Raw genomic sequence first — 22195 nt, forward strand, 5'->3', positions numbered from 1 at the left:
GTTGCGGTTTGTAGGGTAAAAAGTTCATATGTGTGAACCAGTTCCTAAAATAGATCAGAAAATCATCAGAAATTCGGTATCATTTAGGTGTTTTTTTGTATATCTACTGGAAATTACCACATGGATGAACTACGCCCTTCTTTATCAATGCGATTAGTCGGCTATATAGGCTTACTAATGTTTTTTTTGGCTCCTTTGGGGTACTCCGAAACGGTAGTCTCTAAAAATGGCAGTACCGTTACTAATCAAGATATTGTCGATTCTCTTGTGGGCAGTGAAATTTCCATCGATAACTATCAGCTGCTGGGTAAAAACGTTCAATTTGGTTTGTTCTCAGATTATCAGTTTTTGTTTGGAGATCAGTTTGATCGCGGATTAGTGTTAAGTACAGGTAAAGTCACTGATGTCATTGCAGTGAAAAACACCAGCGATAAAGTATCCACCATTTTTGATAAAGCGAAGAAAAATGATATCGATTTGGGCTCAAATATTTTAGACCCTGCCAAACTATCGATTAGTTTTAAGCCTAAATATGACTATTTAGTTATAGATTTTATATTTGGCTCTGAAGAATATAACGAGTATGTGCACGCCAAATTTAACGACAGTTTTGTGATTTTAGTGAATGGTGAGAACTGTGCGAAAACCCCAGATAACAAAATATTCAGCATCGATACGGTAAACGACCGAGCCAATTACCCCCCTGTATACGGTGAGGCGGGTCCTTCATCTAACCCTGAGCTATATCTCAATAATGATCCAGGCCACAGCTATAACTCTGAAACGGGTGCGAAGGAAGAGTCAAAGGCTCCATACGCCACTCAGATGGATGGTTTTACCCGTAAAATTCGATGCGTGGCGGAAGTAACCCCAAATACCACTAACCAAATCGTAATAGGTATCATGGATAAGGGTGATGCACAGTATGACTCATGGGCGTTTATTCGCGCAAACAGCCTAAGCTCAACCGTTTATCTATCTCAATTTGATGCCGATCATGACGGTATTGCCGATTATATCGAAGGCACTGTCGATTCAGATTCTGATGGTATCCCCGATTACCTCGATACAGATTCTGATAATGATGGGATCCCTGATACCTTAGAAGATTTCGATTCCCCTAAGCTGCTAGGGTTTGATCATGATAACGACGGCATTGTTGATGCGCTTGATGTTGATAAAACGAATGGCGTAGACCAAAACCAAAATGGTATTGATGATCTACTTGAGCCAACCGATACCGATAAGGATGGTGTGCCAGACCACCTAGACTTAGACAGCGACAATGATGGGATTCTTGATTCAATCGAATCGGGTCACCTTCCTGTACTTAGCGGGTTAGATACAGATGAAGATGGCTTGGACGATGCCATAGATGTAGATCAAACGGGTGGGCTCGATGAAAATAATGATGGTGTCGACGATGGTTTTTCGTTGGCCGATTCTGATAAAGACGGAATGCCCGATATGTTCGATCTTGATAGCGACAATGACGGAATACCCGACAGTGTTGAGTTTCAAGGCAATACCAAAATAGATGCAGATTTAGACGGCGTCATTGATGTATTTGTAGATTTAAATAAAGACGGCGTAGCCGATAGTATTCCGCTTGCGGCTAAGCCGGTGAATACCGATAAGCAGGGGGTGCCCGATTACCTAGATTTAGACAGTGATAACGATGGTTTAACTGATTTGCATGAATCGTTGCCCATCGGAATGTTGCTCGAAGCACTAGACGCGGATGAGAATGGTCAAATTAATAGCACAATAGATCGTGACCACGACGGCTTATTAGACGTCGTTGATAGCCGTATTGAAGGTGGTGAAGCGGGTGTGTCGGTCTATTTGATCGATATAGATAATGACGGATTACCTGCCTATCGTGATGTAGATACCGACGGTGATGGCTTTAGTGATGATGTCGAAAATGGTGACTTTAATAACGATGGCATTAATGATCGATTACAAAAAATGCCCGCGTTAAAAACAGCGGTATCCGGTGTTGGTATTGGTAGTTTTGGCGCTGAATATTTTTTATTGATTCCGTTGTTGATGTTGTTTCGTAAAAAGGTCGCCGGCTAAGATGAGAGTGAAGTTACTCACGGCGCTGGTGTTAGGTGGAATCGGGTTCGTTAGTTTACCCAAGGCGTATGCGCACGATTCAATTGCAGCTACCTACGTTGTTCCGGATGATGTTTTGGTTTGGCAAACTTATGACGAGACACTGCATGGTGAGCTAAGTTCGAGTGATTTAACCTATTTGCCGGGTTGGTATATCGGTGTCGGTGGCGGCTCAACAGAGGTGGCTCCTGAGGGAAGTTCAGGCGGGTTTTATGTTAAAGATGACAGAGACTGGGGCTATAAAATATTTGTTGGTCAACGAATCTTACCGCATTGGTCAGCTGAGTTATCCTTTGTAGATACAGGAGAAGCGGGCTTAACAAATAATAACCCTGCCATTGCCAGTACATTTAAAGACGCAACTATTAGTTATAAAATCCCTACCGTATCGGCGAGTTACCATCTGTTCGGACCAAAACGCCGTGTCGATGTATTTGGGCGTATTGGTTTTTCAACTATTTTAAATACTGTGTCAGATAGCCGTATTTCTTATGAGAAACAAACGTCACTGCAATTGAATATTGGCGGCGGCGTACAATGGCGTTTTGCACCTAAGTGGTTTGTTCGTGCTGAGTTTGATAGCTTTGACAATGATGCCAGTATCATTGGTATTTCCATAGCAAGGTATTTCGGGCGACACGATGAACACCGAGAAGTTGTGCCAGATTTGATTGAGCCTCCTGTACCGATTGCAACCTGCGCGACCTTCAATGGCTCTATTGATGAAATTCGCTTTGAGGTCGATAGCGATGTTATTACAAAGGCCAGTTACCCAGCTTTATTGGAAGCCAGTGAAGCTTTAGTGCAATATCAACGTATTAAATTAGAAATTCAAGCGCATTCAGATAGTAGTGCCTCCGAAGCTTACAACTTAGACCTTTCTGAACGCAGAGCAAATGCTGTGAAAGCATTCTTAGTAGAGCAAGGTGTTTCTGAACAGAGGTTAATTGCGACCGGTTATGGTGAATCTAAACCTAGAGCAACCAATGATACTAAAGAAGGCCGTGCTTTAAATCGGCGTGTAGAGTTTCGAGTTATCGACGAGTCGGCGTGTCGTTAACATAATAAAAAAGAAAAGGACCGAAGGTCCTTTTCTTTTAGAATTACATGACAGAGTTTACTAGCATAGTTGACACAGAATTAGATTTAGACCCTGAAATATAACGATACTTAGACCACCAATCCCACCATTCGCGTTTTTCATAATCATCGATATTAATGGCTTGAGTATAGGCGTTGCCGTTTTTATAAGTCGCCTCGACTGAACGGATCGATGTCATCGTATTGCCTGTTTTATTGGTTTGCATTTCGTTGTGGGCAATACCCTCGCTCATGATTATAGGGTAATGATAATCATAAAGCTGGCTAGCCGAAGGTGCTTTGCTGACATAGGTAAGTTTGCCATCTGGGCGCGTATCTCTGCTACACGAATCGTAGCTGCTTGCATAGGCGGCACCACATGCGCTGTGTAAAGGTACGACGGAATCGTCCGCACCGTGAATGATCGGGTGTGTGGCAAAACCAAATACTTCACTGCCGGTTCCCGCTACACGCAAATGAGGCACAGCAGGAAACCCGTTAGTTGCATGATTACGTGCAACCGAGGTCTGCAAGTCATTCATTACACCCACATCTAAGCCAAACCTAAAATAAAACCCAGCATATTCTAGTAGACCGCTAATGATGCTGCCGCCAAAGTTAACCCCATTAGAAATACCCACACCAAAGTTTGCTAATTCAGTACCGCCACCGGCACCGGCTAAGTCAATTACCGCGGCTATTTTTAGCTTGCTCGCTTGAGCTGAACCAAAGATAGAGGTTTTATTTTTAACTAAAAACCGGGCCACCAAATCACCAGTGGAATGCGTGACAATGACACATTGATCGGCACAGTAGTTTTCATTCAGTAATGCCTGGATTTGCGGTTGCACAATACTGATGATGCCACCAGACCCTGTTAACCTTTTGTGAGACGGCCAATGAATAATGTTACTGTTTTGGCCGCCCTGACGAACAAACGCAGGGTTGATGTCTTTCCAGTAATTCATCGCATCGGCCTTACCATTGTCACTAGGAGGCGAAACTATATGGAAAGGGTTAAAACCATGAATCAAGATGACGTTTTTACCACCAACGTCGGCATGAGCCATAGATAAGAGTAACACTGAAAATACAGTGATTAACTTTAATCTTATGTTCTTTATTTTCATTTTTTTGCCTATTGTTATTATTGGTTTTAATCGGCATCGTCCTTTGCCTTGGGTTTATCATCATAGGGTACTGCCTGGCTCCCCCGCGACGAACAGAATCTTTAAGGGTTAGACATGGATTGTAAAAATTCCAAACGAGCCAATGCTTCCTCATCTTGATAAGGCTCATCTTTATAACTAGAGAATGGGTGTCCGTTTACAGAAATCGATTCTAAGGAAACGATGCCTTGGCTAACCTCAAAGTTCGGCGGTGATGGCATTTGCTCTAGGACAAGATCTTGCAATATATAATCACCTTCATCATTCATGGCTTTGAGTGCACTTATATGAGCGGCCAGTTGAACTGTTTGTGAGCCTTTTGGTAGTTCATCCTCTGTTGTTAAATGCAATAGTGGCCGGTTGTCTGTTGCAGAATACAGATTGGCTTCAATGCGGTAGAACCCCTCCATATGAATATCAAGCGCTATCGGAATTACCAGCCAAGCGCCTTTTACCTGGCTAGACTCGACGCTGTTTAAGCGTGCACTTTGTTGATTGCTTTTATCACGTTGAATCGGCGTTGAAACAATCCATTCTTGATTGCCGGATTTAAGCGTTGCCACTAATTGAATTTCATCTAACTGCCAGCTCTGACCTAAAGGCGGGAATGAAAATGCTTGCTTATGTTCAGATACCTGGGTCGTTTTGATCGCAATAACCTGACCTTGTTGTATTAAGCTCAATGAAATTTCAGCACCTTTGATGCCTTGAACCGACACGTTCCCGGTGATGGCTTGATTGGTTTTGTATCGCAAATAGTCGCTTTGCATCGAAAGCACAACATTGTCTTTTTCAAAACTAATAGGCGCAGCAATGTTAGGTCGATATTTGGTGATCGCTGAAGGATCAAAAATTGGCAAAGATTGACTTGGGTACTGGATAGCTTGTTCAAAGCGAGTGGCTACTTGTGCATATTGCTCCGAAAGCGGGGTTTCGATAATCGTGTCGGGTTGCTCTTTCGCCGGCGCATTTGAATTGGCCTTTTTTTGTGTGTGTACCGTTTGCGTCGTAGTCGTTTCTTGTGAAGATGATTCGTCTATGATCTCAGTTTTAGAAGACAAGGGTGTTTCATGACTTGGTGATTTAAGCCAGATGAACAGCACCAAGCTAATTGCAACGACAGTAAAAAATAGGGTGGCAACACGCACGAACATGATTTTCTCCAGCAATGAACGATAACCACATGTAAAAGGTTACCGAGAATTTATTATTTTTATTTTATTTGCTTTTGAAGGCCCTAGATTGAAGAGCGCCTTAGAGTTCAACTTAGAGTCAACTCTTGTAAATTGCCAGTCATCTGTCTTATTTAAGAGTGCCATTCATGAATAGGCGAGAATTTCGATTAGGTTATTACCCCATGTTGATAATGCTAGGTGCTTTCAAGCATTGAAATCAGAAAGATCGATGTACTTAGATGCTTCAGAAATGTTGCAGAGGCGCGGTATTCACTAGTCACCTTGAAAGCAACTGTTTAAATAGTTTAATAAGGCATTTACTCGGCGCGAGACTGATAAGTCCTCAGGGGCTAAGGCGAATACAGGCGTTTCAAAGTAAATTATATTATTCACTTTTGTTAAATTAGGTTGAGCATTACCAATGAAGGATGGCAGCAGTGCTAGCCCTAGGCCGTCATTGGCGGCAGCGGCTACGCCATCAAAGTTATTTGCGCTGATGGTAAGCCTGTGTTTCAAATTGTCTTGTAAAATTTTGCCAATGCGGGCGTTTTTTAGGTGACCCGAATAGCCGACCCAGTGCTCATATTCGAATGGCACCTCAGCATCGATTTCAGTAAGCTTTTCTTTGGGGGCGTAAGCGTAAAATTGAAGTGAAAATAATTCAAAGCCGAAAGACGACTCTGGAACTTGCGCACTAGGCCGAATGGCAATGTCTGCCTCTAAATGATCGATATCAACGATTTGATTTGAAATCAGTAAATCCAGTTCAATCATTGGGTAAATACGAGCAAAACTTAACAGCGGTTTGCTTAAGTATGATCTAAACAGGTTTTCTGTCGTTGTTACCGTAATGGGGCCCTGTAGCTCTGAGTCAAAGTCATGAACTCTCCTTTGTAGGCCTAGCATCATTTGTTCTATTTGTTCGTGGCCTTGTAATAATACTTGGCCGTGCCGAGAAAGCTCATAGCCGGTTTGAGATCGTATAAATAGCTGTACATGGTGTTTTTGCTCGAAAGACTGAATACGCCTTAAAACAGTAGAGTGATTCACCCCCAGCGCTCTTGATGCCGCAGAAAGAGAACCGAGCTGTGCGACGCAGATCAACGTTTGCACTTCTGTCCAATCTATAGCGTGTAACTCGCTGTGCATTTATGCATAACCCCTGTGCAATTATTTGGAATTGTGACAAGTCTAAATAAGACTAAACTCTTTATGGTCGCTGGACAATCAAACAAAAAAGATAACTTGTAAAGAGAGATCCTTATGAATATTAGTAAAACGGTTTTAACCTTGTGCATTTGTGCACTTTTAGCCTCAGTCGCGGCTCATGCCGATGAGTATGAGAGTGAAATCAAAGCTCGACAGGCATTTATGCAAATATTGGCTTATAACAATGGCATGCTCGCGGCTATGGTGCGAGGCAAAGTACCCTATGATGCTGAGCAAGCTACCATTGCCGCACGAAATGTAAGCCTAGCGGCCAGTATGAATAATGGTTCAATGTGGCCAGCAGGCTCCGACTTAGACAGTCACGAAGGCACCGTGGCTAAAAAAGAGATTTGGTCAACTTGGCCTGAAGCCGGGAATATTTTCAATGAACTGGCCATGGCTAGCACCAGCCTTGAGGCTGAAGCCGGAAAAGGTGTAGACGCACTTAAAGCCGCTATGGGGCCGGTTGGTGATGCTTGTTCAAGTTGCCATAAGAATTTTAGACAAAAACGTTAATCGTTTTGGTGTTACATAGATAAGTCGCTAAATTGAGCGTGCTGGCCAATGTACCATGACTAGTCAGCTCAGAGGTTTTAGCGCTTTGTTGAAAAATATTAGACCTAAGCTACAGTGGAGGCTAAATTTTATAAGGTCTCTTGCCATGAAACGGTTAATGTTACTTTGCTTGTCTTTGGTTTCTTGGAATTGCATTGCCCAGCCAACCGTTGCATTTGAACGCGCCTTTGGAGGCCTTCAATTTAATCAACCGATTTTGATAACACATGCTAACGATGGCCGAAACCAGCTTTTTGTTGTCGAGCAGGGTGGGCGTGTTTTAGCTTTCGACAACGATCCGTCTGTCAAACAAGCATCGGTTTTTTTTGACCTGTCAAAGTCTACGACCAATCAAATTTCAACAGGAGGGGAGGAAGGCCTGCTTGGCTTAGCCTTTGATCCTGATTATGCAGCCAATGGCCATTTTTACGTTTATTATTCGGCGAAATCCCCACGCAGATCTGTGATTTCACGCTTTACAGCGACGTTTGATAACAACGCCGATATGCCCCAAGAGCAAAGTGAACAGGTGCTTTTGGAAATTCAACAACCCTATAGTAATCACAATGGTGGGATGCTGAGCTTTGGTCCAGATCACCAGCTATATATTGCTACTGGTGATGGTGGAAGCGCCGGAGACCCTAAGAACGTTGCGCAAAATTTAAACTCGCCCTTGGGTAAAATATTGCGAGTAGATACGTCAGGCCAGGCAAGCAAGGACAATCCATTTATAAATACACCTAATGCTGATCCGAGGGTTTGGGCTTATGGATTAAGAAACCCTTGGCGGATGAGTTTTGATACTAAAACAGGGCAGTTATGGCTGGGTGATGTAGGGCAAAATGCTTGGGAGGAAGTTAATGTTATAGAAAAAGGAGGGAACTACGGTTGGCGTTTATTTGAAGGTACCCATGAGTTTAAGCCTGAAAAAGATGCACAACTCAACCTCCTTGAGCCCGTGTTTGAGTATAACCACCGAGACGGCCAATCCATCACCGGTGGGGTCGTCTATCGAGGGTCCGATTATCCTCAGTTGCAAGGGTGGTATCTCTTTGCTGATTTTGTCAGTGGGCAAATCTGGATGCTAGATAGCGATAACCCTGGTAACTCAGCGGTCAAAACCGGTCGTATCCCAAACCCCTCTGCATTTGGAACCGACGAACAGGGCGAACTCTACGTCGTGAGCTATCGAGGAACGATACACAGAGTTAGCGTGGCGCAGCCGTAACGATTAGGTTAGACTTTCTCGCCTTATTTTATTCGACTATATAGACGAGTGACCTGAATGACCGAATTGCAAGACGATGATCTGATCCTAGATGATCCAGAAGTTTCCCAAATAAAAGCACCACCGCACTCGATCGAAGCTGAGCAATCGGTTCTCGGTGCCTTGATGGTCGATAACAGCCAGTGGGACAATATTTCTGAACTGCTGGTTCCCGATGACTTTTTCCGCAATGAGCATCGTCAAATATATCGAATGATGATTAAATTGGCTGAATCCTCTTCGCCAATGGACGTAATTACCTTAGGTGAATCGCTAGAGAAAGAGAAACAGCTTGAAGCCGTTGGAGGCATGCTGTATTTATCGGATTTAGCCGAAAACACGCCGTCCATATCTAATTTAGTGGCGTACGCTAAAATTGTTCATGAACGCAGTTTATTACGTCAACTCATCACTGTCGCCAATGATATAGCGGGTAAGGCTTATGATCCGAGAGGCTTAGACGCGAGTGCTATTCTAGATAATGCAGAACGAGCGGTATTTCAAATTGCTGAAGACCGGCCTAATCAGGGTGGCTTAGAGCACATCAACCCGCTGGCCGATGCCGCGTTAAAAAGAATCGAAGAACTTGCAAAGCAAGATTCCGACATTGTCGGTGTGTCCTCTGGTTTCAGTGACTTAGATAAAATGACCAAAGGCTTTAAAGGCGGTGAATTGATCATTGTTGCTGCCCGACCGGCCATGGGTAAAACCACATTCGCCATGAATCTAGTGGAGGAGGCGTTTCTCAACCAGGATAAATCCGTGGTTGTGTTTAGCTTAGAAATGCCCTCCGAACAATTGGTTAATCGTTCTTTTGCTTCACTGGGTCGAATAGATTTAGGAAGGGTTTCAACCGGTAAGCTACAAGATGATGATTACCCTAAGCTTGCGAAAGCGATTAACCTGATGAAAGATAAAAAATTGTTTGTGGATGACACTGCAGGGCTATCGCCTTCAGACATGCGCTCCCGAATAAGACGCTTAGCACGCGAACACGGTGACATTGGGTTGGTGATGATCGATTACCTTCAATTGATGAGTATCAAAGGCTATACCGAGGGTAGAACTAATGAGATTTCTGAAATATCACGCTCTTTGAAGGCGCTGGCTAAAGAGTTTGATTGCCCAGTCATTGCGCTTTCACAGCTAAACCGATCATTAGAACAAAGACCGAATAAACGCCCCATAGCATCTGATTTACGTGAATCGGGTGCAATTGAGCAGGACGCCGACCTCATTACCTTTATTTATCGAGATGAAGTGTACAACGAAGACTCTCAAGATAAGGGAACAGCTGAAATCATCATCGGAAAGCAACGTAACGGGCCAATTGGAACGGTTCGTCTTGCATTCCAAGGGCAATACTCGAAATTTTCGGATTTAGCCCCCGACTATGAAGGATACAGTTCAGAATAAAGCCGTTGATAGCGCTTGAGCACACTATATGAATTTAAAATGCTGTATATTCATTTAGCATTATAACCCAAATGTATGATGGGTATTTCATCCATTCATCAAGACTTTTGTGACTTAATCCGTATAATCAGCCCAAATCTTAAAAATAGATGCTTAACTGTATAACTATCGAACAGTTTGGCGTTGGTTTGACTAAGTAAGGGCGGTATTGATGAGTGTACGTTCAGTAGATGTATTGTTAGTCGGTGGTGGTGTCATGAGTGCCACCTTGGGAATGCTGCTTAAGCAACTTGACCCTAATATCCAGATATTAATGATTGAGCAAGGTGAGAAAGTTGCACAAGAAAGTTCTGATGGCTGGAACAATGCCGGAACGGGTCACGCGGCTTATTGTGAACTTAATTACACGCCGCTTAACAATGGTGTAATTGATACTTCTAAAGCTTTAAAAATCAATGAAGCCTTTGAAACATCGTTACAGTTTTGGTCATACCTCGTAAAAAAAGAAATCTTTCCAGAGCCTGAGCACTTTATCAATCGTACTCCTCACGAATCCTTTGTTTGGGGCGAGGAAAACGTTGAGTTTTTACGTAAACGATATGAAACCTTAAGTGCACACCCACTATTTGCGGAAATGGAGTACACAGAAGATCGAACTGTACTCGAAGAATGGATGCCATTGGTCATGGCTGGCCGTGATCCAAATGAGAAAGTGGCTGGAACTCGAATTCAACACGGCTCTGATGTCGATTTTGGTGCGGTCACTCGCGACCTTATCTTCCAATTAAGTAAAATGCATGGTTTCGAGTTAATGGTTGGTCATAAGGTGACTGATATTCGGAAGCGTGGCGATAACGGTTGGTCAGTTGAGGCCAATAACCTATACGAAAGTGGCGGTGAATATATTAATGCCAAATTTGTATTTTTAGGTGCGGGTGGGGCATCGCTGAAATTATTGCAAGCCGCTGGTATTGATGAAGGTAACGGTTACGGTGGGTTCCCGGTAAGCGGGCAGTGGTTGGTTTGCCGAAAGCCTGAAATTGTCGAGCAGCATCATGCAAAGGTATATGGCAAAGCGCCAATTGGAGCACCGCCAATGTCAGTGCCTCATTTAGATACTCGTGTCATTGAAGGCGAAAAAGCGTTGTTATTTGGACCTTTTGCTGGCTTTACCATGAAGTTTTTAAAGAAAGGCTCAATCTTAGATTTGATCTCATCTGTACGCTTCAACAACATTGTTCCAATGGTGCAAGTTGGATTGCGAAATATAGATTTAACAAAGTACCTCATTAGCGAAGTACTGCAATCTCATGAAAGCCGTATTGAATCTTTGAAACGATACTTCCCAGAAGCTAAATCTGAAGACTGGCATTTATCATATGCTGGGCAAAGAGTTCAGATTATTAAAAACGATCCAAAAACAGGCGGTAAACTAGAATTTGGTACAGAAGTTATTCGTTCAGCCGATAATAGTTTGTGTTGTTTATTAGGTGCTTCACCTGGCGCATCAACGGCCGTACAAACTATGGTTGAAATAATTGAAGCCGCTTTTAAAGACAAGGTTGCAACGCCTGAGTGGCAAGCCAAGCTCAAAGAGATGATTCCATCTTATGGCCAATCTCTGGCTGAAAACCCAGAACTGTTAAAGGAAGTTCGTGACTACACGACCTCGACGCTGCATTTAAAACCATAAATGTGCTATTAAAATAGAGGAAAAAAAAGGGCGCCTAAGGCGCCTTTTTTTTATTTCGCTCTAAAGGCTTTATGGCAAGACCCACATGTAGCGGTTACGTCTTTGTAAGCCGCAGCAAATTCATCTTGAGCACTAATTTGCGATAAACTAACCGCCGCCCTGTTGAGGTCGGTCATTAAGCCGGAGAACTTTTCCCAATCTTGCCAAATTTCAGCCTTAGCATCACTGACTCCTCCTTCAGTGCCTTCAACAAAGAACTCAAGCGCACTAGCTTGTGAGTGTTCAGCAATGCTAGCCGCAGCACTGGTAACCGTGTCGAGATCAAAATCTGCACGACCACGAGCAATATTAGAAAGTGATTTATTGGCATTACCAATGGCAGACATAGCATCCATTCGTTGCTTAACAACGCCGGTAGCACCGTCATGAGCCAATGCTCCGGTAACGAAAGCGGAGCTGACAATAATACTCATTGTCGTTGAAACTAACCTATTCATATTTGCTTTCCTTTTATCTGTAGATGATTGTTGTAGAATCACATGACAACAAAGCCAAAATCATAGTAAAAAAATAGGGTGCTGACATGACAGAGTTTCAATCTTTACGTGTTCATGTAGAAAACGATCACATTGTAAGGCGAATAGAAACACTAACCTTAGAAGATTTACCGGACCATGAAGTATTGATTCAAGTTCATTATTCAGGGATCAATTTTAAAGATGCATTGTCTGCAAATGGTCATACGGGCATTACGCGTCATTACCCACATACCCCAGGAATCGATGCGTCAGGAATTGTACAGTCTGATTCATCTGGGACATTTGAAACGGGAGAGCCTGTTGTTGTTATTGGTTTTGATTTAGGGATGAATACCCACGGAGGGCTGAGCGAATATATTCGAGTGCCAAAAGATTGGGTGGTTCGATTGCCAAAGGGTATTTCACTCAGTGATGCCATGCGCATTGGAACAGCGGGTTTAACGGCTGGCTATTGTGTCGAAAAATTATTGCAAAATGGATTTTCAGGGAAACATGCTAACGTATTGGTGACAGGGGCTACTGGCGGTGTAGGAAGTTTAGCCATTCACTTATTGTCTACCTTGGGGTATCAAGTGACCGCATCTAGCGGAAAGCCAGAGCAAAGCGAATGGTTAATGCAAATTGGTGCTCAAAAGGTTATCGATAGAAATGATTTAAGTTTCGCAAAACCAAAAGCCCTATTGCCTGAGTCGTTTGATGCAGCCATTGATACGGTTGGGCAAGATACCTTAGTAAATATTTTAAAATCGTTAAAGTATGGCGGATCCGTCGCGGCATGCGGGATTGTGGGAGGGACTTCTATTCCTCTCGATATTTACCCATTTATTTTACGTCATGTGAATCTATTAGGAGTGGCCAGTGCCACAGCCACATTGGCCGATAGGACGAGAGTATTTGCAAAGTTTGCCAGTCATTGGCGCTTAAACTTGTTAACAGAATTGTGCGAAGAAATTAAGTTGGAAGATGTTTCAGATCGGATCGATGCCATGTTGTCTGGCAAAATTTCACGAAGAGCGCTGGTGAAGTTATGCAAGTAGACTCACTGCTGTCTTTGATTACGGAGCCAAGCTGGAAATCCGTGCTGAAAGAAAAACTTAATCCAGACGCATTTTCAAAAATTGAATGTTTTTTAAATGATCGCATAAAGCAGGGCGCTGTTGTTTTCCCGCCACAAGCGCAATGGTTTAGAGCAATCAATGATTTACCCTTAGATCAAGTTAAGGTCGTGATTGTTGGGCAAGATCCTTATCATGGCGAAGGGCAAGCGCAAGGCCTGAGCTTTTCGGTGCCTTCGAATTGCAAAGTGCCACCGAGTTTAAGAAATATGTTTAAGGAAATAGCATCCGATTGTGGCATACACAATCAAACGGGAAATCTTGAGCGTTGGGTTGCACAGGGCGTGTTATTGATAAACGCGTCTTTAACCGTTGAAAAGGGGCTTGCGGGTTCACATCAAGAATGCGGCTGGGAAACAATGACCGATGCTATTATTTCAACCGTCAGCCAAAGGCTATCACACTGTGTCTTCTTATTGTGGGGAGGCTTTGCTCAACAAAAAGCACAGCTAATCGATGAATCTCAACATTTAATCCTCCAAGCCCCTCATCCTTCGCCCTTATCAGCTTATCGAGGCTGGTTTGGCTGTAGGCACTTTAGCCGTACTAATGATTACTTAACCCGAAATAATCGCTCGGCTATCGACTGGCGTACCGATGAGATGCACCAAGAAGTATTAATCTGAAGAAAAGTAAATCATTTTTGCGACCTACCCCATTTAATCGAAGGGAATTTCTCTTTATGATGTCTGCCTAGCTGATTTCAGCTGTACTATTTTTATTGCGCTAGAATGGTGCATCACTTTAAAAAGGAGTCGTTATGAAGAGGAGCTTCATACAAACTACGGTCATCGCTGCGGCGATATCGTTAACATCGGTACATAGCCAAGCGTTAGATTTGTTTGGTTGGTTAAAGTCCGATAAAAACTCAATAGAAAGCATGCTGGAATATATTCCAGCCTCAACGCCACTGTTCTTCGGTTCAATAAGCACCAAGGAAATGGTTGTTTTGGGCGATGACATGCTCGAAGGAATGGACCTTCGCACCATGGGTAAAGAGCTTTCAAGCATGGTGACCGACCTAGATGACGGCCCCACGGCTGAGTTTTTAGCCGCAATTATTGATGATTACTACGCTACCGCCAGCGAAGGCGGTATGGCAGTCATGGATCGTTACGGGTTAGACCCTGAAGGCGCGTCAGTGGTTTACTTAAATGGCATTTTTCCTGTCATGAGAGTCGCCGTTGAAGATGAATCCACCTTTATTGACTACTTAACCTCAGCTGCGCAGGTATCTAATTTCGAGTTATCTGAAAAATCCATCAAAGATCAGACGTTGACGACGATTCGAATTGAGAATAACGACGATCAGCTTTTATCTATCGGGTTTCTTGTTGCAGACGGCATTTTAACGATTTCAGCATTCACACATGCCGACAATGATGACGCGATTGCGCTGCGATTTGGTTTAGCGAAGCCCGCGCAAGCGCTTTCTGAAGATACTTGGGAATCGCTAGAAGAGCACTACGATTATGATGAGTATTTCAGAGGCTATTTAAGCTTCGTTCAAACGGCTGAAGCATTTTTTAATGAGGATTCACTTGCAAAAGCGCAGCTTGAAGCCTTATCGGGCAAAAGCATTCCTATGGAGCCTTCTTGGAATCAATGTAAGCCAGATGTAATGTCATTGGTTGCAGGGGTGCCAAGAGTTGTTTTTGGCGCTCATGAAGTAGAGGCTGAAGATGGCGTTTTGTCCGCCAAACTGAACTACACCACCGAAATAAAGCATTCGAAAACCTTAGAACAATTGACGATGCTTGAAGGCTTTTTACCTAGCTATGTTGTTAACAATGAAAATTTGGTCGCAGGATTCGCGCTGGGCATAGACATCAATAAGCTGACGCCCGTGTTAACAGAGCTTTGGACAATGTTTACTACGGCTGAGTTCGAATGTAGTGCGTTAGTCGAAATGCAACAAAATTTGCAGTCTACTAGCCCTGCAATATTGGCCATGTTCACGGGTATGGCTCAAGGGTTGCAAGGTTCAAGTATCGGAATATTTGATGTTGTAGCCGATGATACTCTGCCTATGGGTGGCAGTGTCGATGCTATCGTGACGGTATCTACCGAAAAGCCTGAACTGCTGATTTCTTTGTTGACCAGTTATGTACCTATGTTTCAAGGGTTTGAAATTCCAACTGACGGTACCCCGGTTTCACTAGAAGAGATTGGTATACCCATGCCTGTGTATGTCGCCCTAAAAGGCAACCACATAGTTGTGTACTCTGGTGAGAAAAGCGCTGATGTTGCAACCTCTATCGAATCAGAAGCACTTGAAAAAAATGGCTTAGCTTCATTTTCGCTCAGCTATCCTGGTGTTGCTGATTTAATGATGTCTGCGGCTATTCCTTATAGCCAGTATCAAGAAACAATGGGTTCTGGGGAAGAATGTACTGAGCTTTATACTGCGGCCTTAATGATGGGGCAAATTCCATTGCATCTATCGGCAACGGAAGGCTTCACCGAGCAAGGCTTTAGCTCTAGTTGGTCAATTAATATGGACATGACCAATATGCAAAGCGCTTATGGTGCCGTAGAGGGTGAGTACACGGTTTCTTATTTGGACTACGATTGCAGTTGGGTTAGCGCAGGTGGCGAAGTAATCAATAATGATGGGACTGGGCGTTATTTTGATTATGATGAGACCAATAGTTGTGAGTCTACTCAGTTAACTTACAGTTGGGTGCGTCAATTTAATGCGATTAAGCAAACGGGTGAAGTTTATCAATACCGAGATACCTGCGAAAGTGAGTGGGTTGAAGAAGATCCTTTCGATTTTAACTGCACGATTTTGACCGTTGATCAAGGTGGCTTCTATTGCTTAGATAACCAAGAAGGTGAGCAAACTTTGTATCGCTATAATCGACAATAATTCAATTGTTTTGAGCCGCTAACAATTAGCAGCGAAACTAAATAGGGAGGGGCATTCGTGTCACCTCCCTTTTTTATGATCTAGGCTTAAATAACAGAAACATCGGTAAAATTGACTTTATTGATTTAAAAACATGTATTTACCTCTAAATAGGTATTAAAGTTAAGGTTAATAGGAGTATTCTATACTCATCAACACCGAGCTATATCACTCTAAGTCCAACTGATATGAGTCTATAGCCTCGCACTGAGTGCGACAGGGTAATCTGTAGAAATACGGTTGCCTCCCGACAATTGGAAAGGTGAATAATGTTACAAGATTCCTTTGGGCGTAGGTTTTATTACTTGCGCTTGTCTATAACCGATGTTTGCAACTTTAGATGCACTTATTGCCTGCCTGAAGGTTATAAAGGCTTACCTGAAGATGCTTTTCTCAGCGCGCCTGAAATCTCAAAAACAGTTCAAGCCTTCGCAAAATTGGGTACTGAAAAAGTACGCATTACCGGTGGTGAGCCTAGTTTAAGAAAAGATCTCCCCGACATCATCAGTTCAATTAAGGCAACTTCGGGTATAAAAAAAGTAGCGCTAACGACGAACGGCTATAAATTAGATAAGAATATACATGAATGGCACCGAAGCGGTTTAGATCAGTTAAACGTTTCTATTGATTCTCTCGATAAGAAAACGTTTAAATCGGTAACAGGTCATGATCGGATTGATGAGATTATGGCCGGTATCGAATCTGCCATTTCTTTAGGTATCAAGGTAAAGGTAAATGCCGTTTTAATGAAAGGTGTGAACGATAATCTGTCTCCAATTTTTGAATGGCTAAAATCAAACCCGGCGACTTTTCGATTTATAGAAGTGATGGAAACGGCCGACCAAGACGTTTTCTTTCGCCAATACCATCGTAGTGGTGGTGCCATAAAACAACAACTCCTCGATGACAATTGGCAATCGGTTATTCAAGATCAAGCCGCAGGGCCAGCGCAAGAATTTTGGCACCCAGATTATAAAGGGCGCATGGGCTTAATCATGCCTTACAGTAAAGACTTTTGTGCTACCTGTAACCGCCTAAGAGTTTCTAGTTTAGGGAAAATGCATCTGTGCTTATTTGCCGAGCAGGGCGTAGATCTGCGACCTTTTTTAGCGCCTAATATTCCTATTGAGACGTTAATCGAAGCCATTCAAGGCCATGTTTCCGATAAAAAATTAGGCCACGATTTGTTGAATCATAACAGTGGCGCTATGCAAAATTTAAGTCAAATTGGCGGTTAGTATGACTCGCGCTGTATTGGTGTTATCCGGCGGGCAAAGCCGACGAATGAAACAAGATAAAAGCCAATTAATTTATAAAGGACAAACGTTGCTCAATTGGCAAGTGGATCGCTTTAAAGAGGCTGGCTATCGAGTAATATGCCAACTAAAAGACAGGTATCCTGGCTATTTAGGTCCTTTAGCTGGCATCGATGCCGCGCTTAACCAACATCAGGCAATTCTTCATTGGGTTGTGACACCTGTGGATATGCCAAAGTTACCCATTGAGCTCGTGGCTCAGCTATTTCATGAAGGTCAAAGGCAAAAAGTGCCAGTAGCATTTGATCATGCGCCGTTGCCATTGTATCTGCAAAATACGGCCAAAGTACGTGATATTTTAACCGAATGGTTACAAAGCAAAAATGGTAAACGATCGGTATACGCTTTGATTGAAGAACTTGGTGGTCATTGGATGCCGGCAACCCATGCAAAGCAAGAACTGAACAATATTAATACCCCGGAAGAATGGCAAAAAGTCATTGCCGTTGAATAGACTGTAAAAAGGAACGCCACATGAGTCATGCTGCAAAAGCATTTGAACCATTAAACATTGCTGTTTTAACCGTTTCGGACACACGCGACGAATCGAGTGATACATCAGGTGCATTGCTTGTTGAACGTGCGCAAAAAGCTGGGCATAAAGTCATAGAGCGGCGCATAGAAAAAGACGATGTTTATCAGATTCGCTATCAGGTTTCTAAATGGATCGCTTCGAGCGATGCTCAGGTCGTGTTGATTACAGGTGGAACTGGGTTTACTGGGCGAGATTCAACGCCAGAGGCTGTAAAGGTTTTACTCGAAAAACAAGTAGATGGTTTTGGCGAACTGTTTCGTCAGCTATCTTATGAAGACATCGGTACTTCTACGGTTCAATCTAGAGCGCTTGCAGGTATTACGAATGGCACCTTAGTAGTTTGTATGCCTGGTTCAACGGGCGCTTGCCGTACGGCTTGGGATGGTATTTTGGAAACTCAATTAGACGCGCGCGCTAAACCTTGTAATTTTGTTATGCATTTAAAAGACACCAAGACCGAATTATGCGAGACAAGAGCATGAGTCAGTTTTCGCACGTAAATCAAAGTGGTGAAGCTAATATGGTTGATGTGGCCAATAAGGCTTCGAGCGTGAGAGAGGCGCGAGCCGAGGCTTTTGTTTATATGAATGCGGACGCCATTGCATTGATTGAAGCTGGTAACCATCATAAAGGTGATATTTTTGGCGTGTCTCGGGTTGCTGGCATTATGGCGGCAAAAAATACGAGCCAATTGATTCCCTTATGCCATCCATTGCTACTCAGTAAAGTGGCTGTCGATCTAGAGCTGCAAGCTGACCAAAACCGAGTTCGTATAGAATCCTATTGCAAGCTCGAAGGTAAAACTGGCGTAGAAATGGAAGCCTTAACGGCAGCATCTGTAACATCTTTGACCCTTTTTGATATGTGCAAAGCGGTTGACCCAGGCATGAAGATAGAGGGTTTAAAAGTGCTTGAAAAAATAGGCGGGAAGACAGGTCATTGGGTAGGCGAATCATGAATTATTTTACCTTAAAGTTCTTTGCTAAATTACGAGAAGAAGTTGGCGTCAGCGAATTAGACATTCCGTGCAGTGAGGTGACAACGCTGTCTTCCTTAACTGATTACCTGGTTTCTAAGCACCCTCAGTGGGCGTCGTTTTTAGACGGTCAGTTGCTAAAAGCGGTCAATCATCAGATGGTAAGCGGCGATGTAACCATTAAAGCGGGTGATGAAGTTGCTTTATTTCCGCCGGTTACAGGTGGTTAGTATGCGTTGGGTAAGCATCCAAAAAGAAGACTTTGTTGTTCAGAAAGAATACGAAAAACTGTGTTCTGGTAATGCTCAAGACGGAGCCATAGTATTTTTTGTTGGCCGAGTACGGGATGTTAATGAAGGCGATGATGTTTATACCATGACCCTAGAGCATTATCCTGGTATGACAGAAAAAGCCTTGCACCAAATAATTGATAGGGCATGTGCTCAATGGCAGCTGACTCGAGTAAACGTGGTTCATCGAGTAGGAACATTAGCACCTAGTGATCAAATTGTATTTGTAGCCGTATCATCGCCGCATCGTCACGATTCTTTTGATGGAGCACAATACATTATGGATTACTTAAAAACCGAAGCCCCTTTTTGGAAAAAAGAACATACTGATCAAGGAGCGCGATGGGTCTCCTCTCGTGACTCCGATAGCGAAATAGTGAAGCAATGGCAATCAAAAGAATAACCACTTTATTTTGCCTATTACTTTTGTTGGCTCAAACTCAAGCTGAGTCTTTGCATATTGCAGTGACCGCTAGCTTTAGACCTGTGCTAGATGAATTAGCCATTGAATTTGAAAAAGAAACAGGCATAGCGCTCACTGTTTCTTCTGCGTCTACCGGTACGTTGTATCAACAAAGTCTGCATGGTGCGCCATTTGATGTCTTTCTTTCTGCCGACAAACAGCGGCCACGAGCATTACAAGAAAAACTGAAGTTATCTGAAGAGTCGGTATTCATCTATGCAAAAGGTGAATTAGTTTTCGTCTCAACAGATCCTGTCCTAAAAAAATTAGAAGATATCCTTCAATCTAAACAAAGAGTCATCATCGCAAATGCAAAAGTAGCGCCTTTTGGTGTTGCAGCCGAGCAAGTGCTAGTGTCGATTAACTATCAAGGTGAAAAAGTATTGGCCAATAATGTGATGCAAGCGCAGCAATATTTAAATTTAAGACTAGCGCCCACAGGCATCGTGTCAGCATCGGTCGCCCTTAACTTGCCAAGTACACCGATTCCACAATCTTTGTACGAACTCGTAGAGCAGGCGGGCGTGGTTTTGAACGATACACCTGTTAGCCAAACCTTTGTAAAATACCTAACATCACCAAAGGTTTTAGAACTGTATCAAAAGTATGGGTATAGTATGGCTGATTCGACTCATTAAGTACTGATATGATTATTGATGCCATTTTGCTCACCCTTAAGCTGGCTTTGTTAACAACGGCGGTTTTGTTGTTAATGTGTTTGCCTTTGTCGCATTGGTTAGCTAAAACCCGATCGTCTTTCAAACCCATCCTAGAAGCGATCGTCGCATTGCCGCTCGTGCTGCCTCCAACAGTATTGGGGTTTTACTTGCTCATCTGGATGTCGCCTAATCATATCTTGGGTCGTTGGTGGATGAATGTGTTTGATCAACCCTTAGCCTTCAGTTTTTCTGGATTAGTGCTTGGCTCCGTGTTGTATTCACTTCCTTTCGTAGTCCAGCCGCTGCAACGTACCTTTGAAGCTCAATCCAAACAGGTTCGTGAAGCCGCTTTTACGTTAGGTGCGAACAGCTGGCAAACATTTTGGACAATTCAACTCCCCTTAGCTCGTCCCGGTCTTATTGCTGCTTCGGTGCTTGGGTTCGCCCATACGGTTGGTGAGTTTGGCGTTGTTTTAATGATTGGCGGTAACATACCGGGGCAAACGCAAGTTTTGTCAATTTTGTTGTTTGATCAGGTTGAAAGCTCTCGCATTCAAGAAGCACACTGGTTGGCCGCCGGGTTGGTGATAACTTCTTTAATTACCTTATTTAGTTTATATCGTTGGAACCGGTTCGCGGCTGTCAAGGTGGGCATTTAATGAAACATTCTGTATCGGGTATGCGGGCACAAACGGATGTCGATATGCAAATTGAATGGCAGGCCAATAGTCGCATTGCATTAGTGGGGAGCAGTGGTGCGGGTAAAACTACCTTGCTGAGATCTATTGCGGGTTTTGAATCTGAGTTATCCGAACACGGCAGCTTTCAATCATTACACCCTTGGCAGCGCTCTTGCAGTTATTTGCATCAACAGCCTGTCATGTTTGCTCATCAAACTGTGTCACAAACCTTTGCTTTTTCAGCCGAACATCGCCACCAAAGGTACGCTGATTTACCCTTCAATGATTGGATCTCTTGGCTGGGTATCACGGAGCTGCTGAATAAAAAGTGCAGCGACCTTTCAGGCGGGCAGCAACAGCGAGTAGCGTTAATAAGAGCGTTGTTTTGCCAGCCAAAATTATTATTGCTGGATGAGTCGTTCGCTTCTTTAGATCGAGAGAATGTACTCCAAGCTTGTCGAGTCATAGATGACTACAGTCATTTAACGAATTCTGGATTTATTCTGGCCAGCCACCAGGATAAGCCGTTACGAATGCTTTGTCGTGAGGTCGTGGTTGTAGAAGATCTTAAAACGAAAGCAATACAGCCACTATTTAATGTATTAAATCAACAACTAGGGGGCCAACTAAAAACAACCCTAACTTGCCATTGCGTTGAACTTGAGCATCAATTTTTAGCCTCAACGCTGGAAGGGCAAACCTTATACGCGGAGCAACCCGAATGGTGGCAGCCTGGTTTGGCGCGTTTTACCCTAGATGCAAGTTCAGTCAGTATTTCGTTAGCCGATCGCGCTCAAACATCGTTGGTTAATCGGCTCAACGTGACCATTGATTCTCATCAACAACATGGTAGTGATCATTTTAAGGTTTGGCTAACGTTAGGTGAAACAGGCTTCTGGGCAATTGTATCGCATTGGTCTTGGGATCGGCTTGGGTTACACGACGGCCAATCAGTGTTTGCGGAGTTTAAGGTTGGTGCGTTAGAGTGGTCAGGGCAGTGGTTCCAATAAATTAATAATATAGGTC

24 protein-coding genes and 1 riboswitch are annotated in these 22195 nt (G+C 43.3%); of the genes, 19 read left to right on the forward strand and 5 right to left on the reverse strand.

Translation table 11 applies throughout. The annotated features are described in order from the left end of the window. Positions 1 to 28: 28 nt before the first annotated feature. From QWZ13_RS07825 to QWZ13_RS07835, 3 genes are read left to right on the forward strand one after another with little or no spacing between them, the layout of a single operon-like run. Positions 29 to 157: a hypothetical protein gene (locus tag QWZ13_RS07825; RefSeq protein ID WP_290281256.1), complete on the forward strand. Its 129-nt coding sequence runs from the start codon at positions 29 to 31 to the stop codon at positions 155 to 157. After that, positions 121 to 2082 (forward strand): choice-of-anchor L domain-containing protein, encoded by a 1962-nt coding sequence (locus QWZ13_RS07830; RefSeq protein ID WP_290281257.1) that lies wholly within the window; start codon positions 121 to 123, stop codon positions 2080 to 2082. The genes QWZ13_RS07825 and QWZ13_RS07830 overlap by 37 nt, the downstream gene beginning before the upstream one ends. Before the next feature lies 1 nt (position 2083). Beyond that, positions 2084 to 3181, forward strand: a complete 1098-nt coding sequence (locus QWZ13_RS07835) for an OmpA family protein (protein ID WP_290281258.1) — start codon at positions 2084 to 2086, stop codon at positions 3179 to 3181. A gap of 43 nt (positions 3182 to 3224) precedes the next feature. Here the strand turns inward: QWZ13_RS07835 and QWZ13_RS07840 are convergent, their stop codons facing one another. The 4 genes from QWZ13_RS07840 to QWZ13_RS07855 form a co-directional block, all read right to left on the reverse strand. Continuing rightward, positions 3225 to 4286 (reverse strand): hypothetical protein, encoded by a 1062-nt coding sequence (locus QWZ13_RS07840; protein WP_290281259.1) that lies wholly within the window; start codon positions 4284 to 4286, stop codon positions 3225 to 3227. Beyond that, positions 4246 to 4500, reverse strand: coding sequence for a hypothetical protein (locus QWZ13_RS07845; RefSeq protein WP_290281261.1), 255 nt, complete (start codon positions 4498 to 4500; stop codon positions 4246 to 4248). Before QWZ13_RS07845 ends, QWZ13_RS07840 begins: the two co-directional genes overlap by 41 nt. After that, positions 4433 to 5524, reverse strand: coding sequence for a hypothetical protein (locus QWZ13_RS07850; RefSeq protein WP_290281262.1), 1092 nt, complete (start codon positions 5522 to 5524; stop codon positions 4433 to 4435). Before QWZ13_RS07850 ends, QWZ13_RS07845 begins: the two co-directional genes overlap by 68 nt. 294 nt (positions 5525 to 5818) lie before the next feature. After that, positions 5819 to 6694, reverse strand: coding sequence for a LysR family transcriptional regulator (locus QWZ13_RS07855; RefSeq protein WP_290281263.1), 876 nt, complete (start codon positions 6692 to 6694; stop codon positions 5819 to 5821). A gap of 114 nt (positions 6695 to 6808) precedes the next feature. Here QWZ13_RS07855 and QWZ13_RS07860 point away from each other — a divergent pair, with 114 nt between their 5' ends. The 4 genes from QWZ13_RS07860 (at position 6809) to mqo (ending at position 11685) form a co-directional block, all read left to right on the forward strand. Next, positions 6809 to 7270 (forward strand): c-type cytochrome, encoded by a 462-nt coding sequence (locus QWZ13_RS07860; RefSeq protein WP_290281264.1) that lies wholly within the window; start codon positions 6809 to 6811, stop codon positions 7268 to 7270. Between the two features lie 256 nt (positions 7271 to 7526). Next, on the forward strand, positions 7527 to 8537 hold the full coding sequence (locus tag QWZ13_RS07865) for a PQQ-dependent sugar dehydrogenase (protein ID WP_290283311.1): 1011 nt from the start codon (positions 7527 to 7529) through the stop codon (positions 8535 to 8537). A 57-nt stretch (positions 8538 to 8594) separates the two neighbouring features. Then, on the forward strand, positions 8595 to 9992 hold the full coding sequence (dnaB, locus tag QWZ13_RS07870) for a replicative DNA helicase (RefSeq protein ID WP_290281265.1): 1398 nt from the start codon (positions 8595 to 8597) through the stop codon (positions 9990 to 9992). A gap of 211 nt (positions 9993 to 10203) precedes the next feature. Next, positions 10204 to 11685: a malate dehydrogenase (quinone) gene (gene mqo, locus QWZ13_RS07875; RefSeq protein WP_290281266.1), complete on the forward strand. Its 1482-nt coding sequence runs from the start codon at positions 10204 to 10206 to the stop codon at positions 11683 to 11685. Positions 11686 to 11735: 50 nt separating this feature from the next. On the opposite strand, the gene QWZ13_RS07880 is transcribed toward mqo, so the two are convergent. Further along, positions 11736 to 12182: a c-type cytochrome gene (locus QWZ13_RS07880; protein WP_290281267.1), complete on the reverse strand. Its 447-nt coding sequence runs from the start codon at positions 12180 to 12182 to the stop codon at positions 11736 to 11738. An 86-nt stretch (positions 12183 to 12268) separates the two neighbouring features. Between QWZ13_RS07880 and QWZ13_RS07885 the strand changes: the two genes are divergently transcribed. The 12 genes from QWZ13_RS07885 to QWZ13_RS07940 all read left to right on the forward strand — a co-directional run bounded on the left by QWZ13_RS07885 (position 12269) and on the right by QWZ13_RS07940 (position 22179). Further along, positions 12269 to 13261, forward strand: coding sequence for a YhdH/YhfP family quinone oxidoreductase (locus tag QWZ13_RS07885; RefSeq protein WP_290281269.1), 993 nt, complete (start codon positions 12269 to 12271; stop codon positions 13259 to 13261). Then, positions 13252 to 13965, forward strand: coding sequence for a uracil-DNA glycosylase (gene ung, locus QWZ13_RS07890; RefSeq protein WP_290281271.1), 714 nt, complete (start codon positions 13252 to 13254; stop codon positions 13963 to 13965). Before QWZ13_RS07885 ends, ung begins: the two co-directional genes overlap by 10 nt. Positions 13966 to 14099: 134 nt before the next feature. Further along, positions 14100 to 16211, forward strand: coding sequence for a hypothetical protein (locus QWZ13_RS07895; protein ID WP_290281273.1), 2112 nt, complete (start codon positions 14100 to 14102; stop codon positions 16209 to 16211). 183 nt (positions 16212 to 16394) lie between these two features. Then, a riboswitch (molybdenum cofactor riboswitch) is annotated at positions 16395 to 16531 on the forward strand. After that, the gene (gene moaA, locus QWZ13_RS07900; RefSeq protein WP_290281275.1) at positions 16520 to 17488 is read left to right on the forward strand and encodes a GTP 3',8-cyclase MoaA; all 969 of its coding nucleotides are present in this window, start codon (positions 16520 to 16522) and stop codon (positions 17486 to 17488) included. It overlaps the preceding riboswitch by 12 nt. Continuing rightward, positions 17478 to 18020 carry a molybdenum cofactor guanylyltransferase gene (mobA, locus tag QWZ13_RS07905; RefSeq protein WP_290281277.1) on the forward strand — a complete coding sequence of 181 codons (543 nt, stop codon included), beginning with the start codon at positions 17478 to 17480 and terminating at the stop codon, positions 18018 to 18020. Before moaA ends, mobA begins: the two co-directional genes overlap by 11 nt. Before the next feature lie 20 nt (positions 18021 to 18040). Next, entirely contained in the window at positions 18041 to 18583 is a 543-nt protein-coding gene (gene moaB, locus QWZ13_RS07910) for a molybdenum cofactor biosynthesis protein B (RefSeq protein ID WP_290281279.1), read from the forward strand. Next, positions 18580 to 19059 carry a cyclic pyranopterin monophosphate synthase MoaC gene (moaC, locus tag QWZ13_RS07915; protein ID WP_290281281.1) on the forward strand — a complete coding sequence of 160 codons (480 nt, stop codon included), beginning with the start codon at positions 18580 to 18582 and terminating at the stop codon, positions 19057 to 19059. Before moaB ends, moaC begins: the two co-directional genes overlap by 4 nt. Continuing rightward, positions 19041 to 19307, forward strand: coding sequence for a molybdopterin converting factor subunit 1 (gene moaD, locus QWZ13_RS07920; protein ID WP_290281283.1), 267 nt, complete (start codon positions 19041 to 19043; stop codon positions 19305 to 19307). Before moaC ends, moaD begins: the two co-directional genes overlap by 19 nt. Further along, entirely contained in the window at positions 19270 to 19770 is a 501-nt protein-coding gene (gene moaE / locus QWZ13_RS07925) for a molybdopterin synthase catalytic subunit MoaE (RefSeq protein WP_290281285.1), read from the forward strand. The genes moaD and moaE overlap by 38 nt, the downstream gene beginning before the upstream one ends. Continuing rightward, on the forward strand, positions 19752 to 20468 hold the full coding sequence (modA, locus tag QWZ13_RS07930; protein WP_290281287.1) for a molybdate ABC transporter substrate-binding protein: 717 nt from the start codon (positions 19752 to 19754) through the stop codon (positions 20466 to 20468). Before moaE ends, modA begins: the two co-directional genes overlap by 19 nt. Before the next feature lie 8 nt (positions 20469 to 20476). Next, a complete protein-coding gene (gene modB / locus QWZ13_RS07935) occupies positions 20477 to 21148 on the forward strand; it encodes a molybdate ABC transporter permease subunit (RefSeq protein WP_290281289.1) in 672 nt (223 codons plus the stop codon). After that, entirely contained in the window at positions 21112 to 22179 is a 1068-nt protein-coding gene (locus tag QWZ13_RS07940; RefSeq protein WP_290281291.1) for an ATP-binding cassette domain-containing protein, read from the forward strand. The genes modB and QWZ13_RS07940 overlap by 37 nt, the downstream gene beginning before the upstream one ends. Positions 22180 to 22195 lie beyond the last annotated feature (16 nt).

Origin of the sequence: Reinekea marina (assembly GCF_030409715.1) — a bacterium.
GTDB classification, from domain to species: Bacteria; Pseudomonadota; Gammaproteobacteria; order Pseudomonadales; family Natronospirillaceae; genus Reinekea; species Reinekea marina.

Bases quoted from the DNA above. Each gene is read 5' to 3' on its own strand.
- modB (WP_290281289.1), top strand. From the start codon at position 20,477: ATGATTATTGATGCCATTTTGCTCACCCTTAAGCTGGCTTTGTTAACA.
- ung (WP_290281271.1), top strand. From the start codon at position 13,252: ATGCAAGTAGACTCACTGCTGTCTTTGATTACGGAGCCAAGCTGGAAA.
- QWZ13_RS07845 (WP_290281261.1), bottom strand. From the start codon at position 4,500: ATGAGCCTTATCAAGATGAGGAAGCATTGGCTCGTTTGGAATTTTTAC.
- QWZ13_RS07895 (WP_290281273.1), top strand. From the start codon at position 14,100: ATGAAGAGGAGCTTCATACAAACTACGGTCATCGCTGCGGCGATATCG.
- moaE (WP_290281285.1), top strand. From the start codon at position 19,270: ATGAAGTTGCTTTATTTCCGCCGGTTACAGGTGGTTAGTATGCGTTGG.
- mqo (WP_290281266.1), top strand. From the start codon at position 10,204: ATGAGTGTACGTTCAGTAGATGTATTGTTAGTCGGTGGTGGTGTCATG.
- moaA (WP_290281275.1), top strand. From the start codon at position 16,520: ATGTTACAAGATTCCTTTGGGCGTAGGTTTTATTACTTGCGCTTGTCT.
- modA (WP_290281287.1), top strand. From the start codon at position 19,752: ATGGCAATCAAAAGAATAACCACTTTATTTTGCCTATTACTTTTGTTG.
- moaC (WP_290281281.1), top strand. From the start codon at position 18,580: ATGAGTCAGTTTTCGCACGTAAATCAAAGTGGTGAAGCTAATATGGTT.
- dnaB (WP_290281265.1), top strand. From the start codon at position 8,595: ATGACCGAATTGCAAGACGATGATCTGATCCTAGATGATCCAGAAGTT.
- QWZ13_RS07880 (WP_290281267.1), bottom strand. From the start codon at position 12,182: ATGAATAGGTTAGTTTCAACGACAATGAGTATTATTGTCAGCTCCGCT.
- QWZ13_RS07855 (WP_290281263.1), bottom strand. From the start codon at position 6,694: ATGCACAGCGAGTTACACGCTATAGATTGGACAGAAGTGCAAACGTTG.
- moaB (WP_290281279.1), top strand. From the start codon at position 18,041: ATGAGTCATGCTGCAAAAGCATTTGAACCATTAAACATTGCTGTTTTA.
- QWZ13_RS07830 (WP_290281257.1), top strand. From the start codon at position 121: ATGGATGAACTACGCCCTTCTTTATCAATGCGATTAGTCGGCTATATA.
- QWZ13_RS07885 (WP_290281269.1), top strand. From the start codon at position 12,269: ATGACAGAGTTTCAATCTTTACGTGTTCATGTAGAAAACGATCACATT.
- QWZ13_RS07860 (WP_290281264.1), top strand. From the start codon at position 6,809: ATGAATATTAGTAAAACGGTTTTAACCTTGTGCATTTGTGCACTTTTA.
- QWZ13_RS07825 (WP_290281256.1), top strand. From the start codon at position 29: ATGTGTGAACCAGTTCCTAAAATAGATCAGAAAATCATCAGAAATTCG.
- QWZ13_RS07850 (WP_290281262.1), bottom strand. From the start codon at position 5,524: ATGTTCGTGCGTGTTGCCACCCTATTTTTTACTGTCGTTGCAATTAGC.
- QWZ13_RS07835 (WP_290281258.1), top strand. From the start codon at position 2,084: ATGAGAGTGAAGTTACTCACGGCGCTGGTGTTAGGTGGAATCGGGTTC.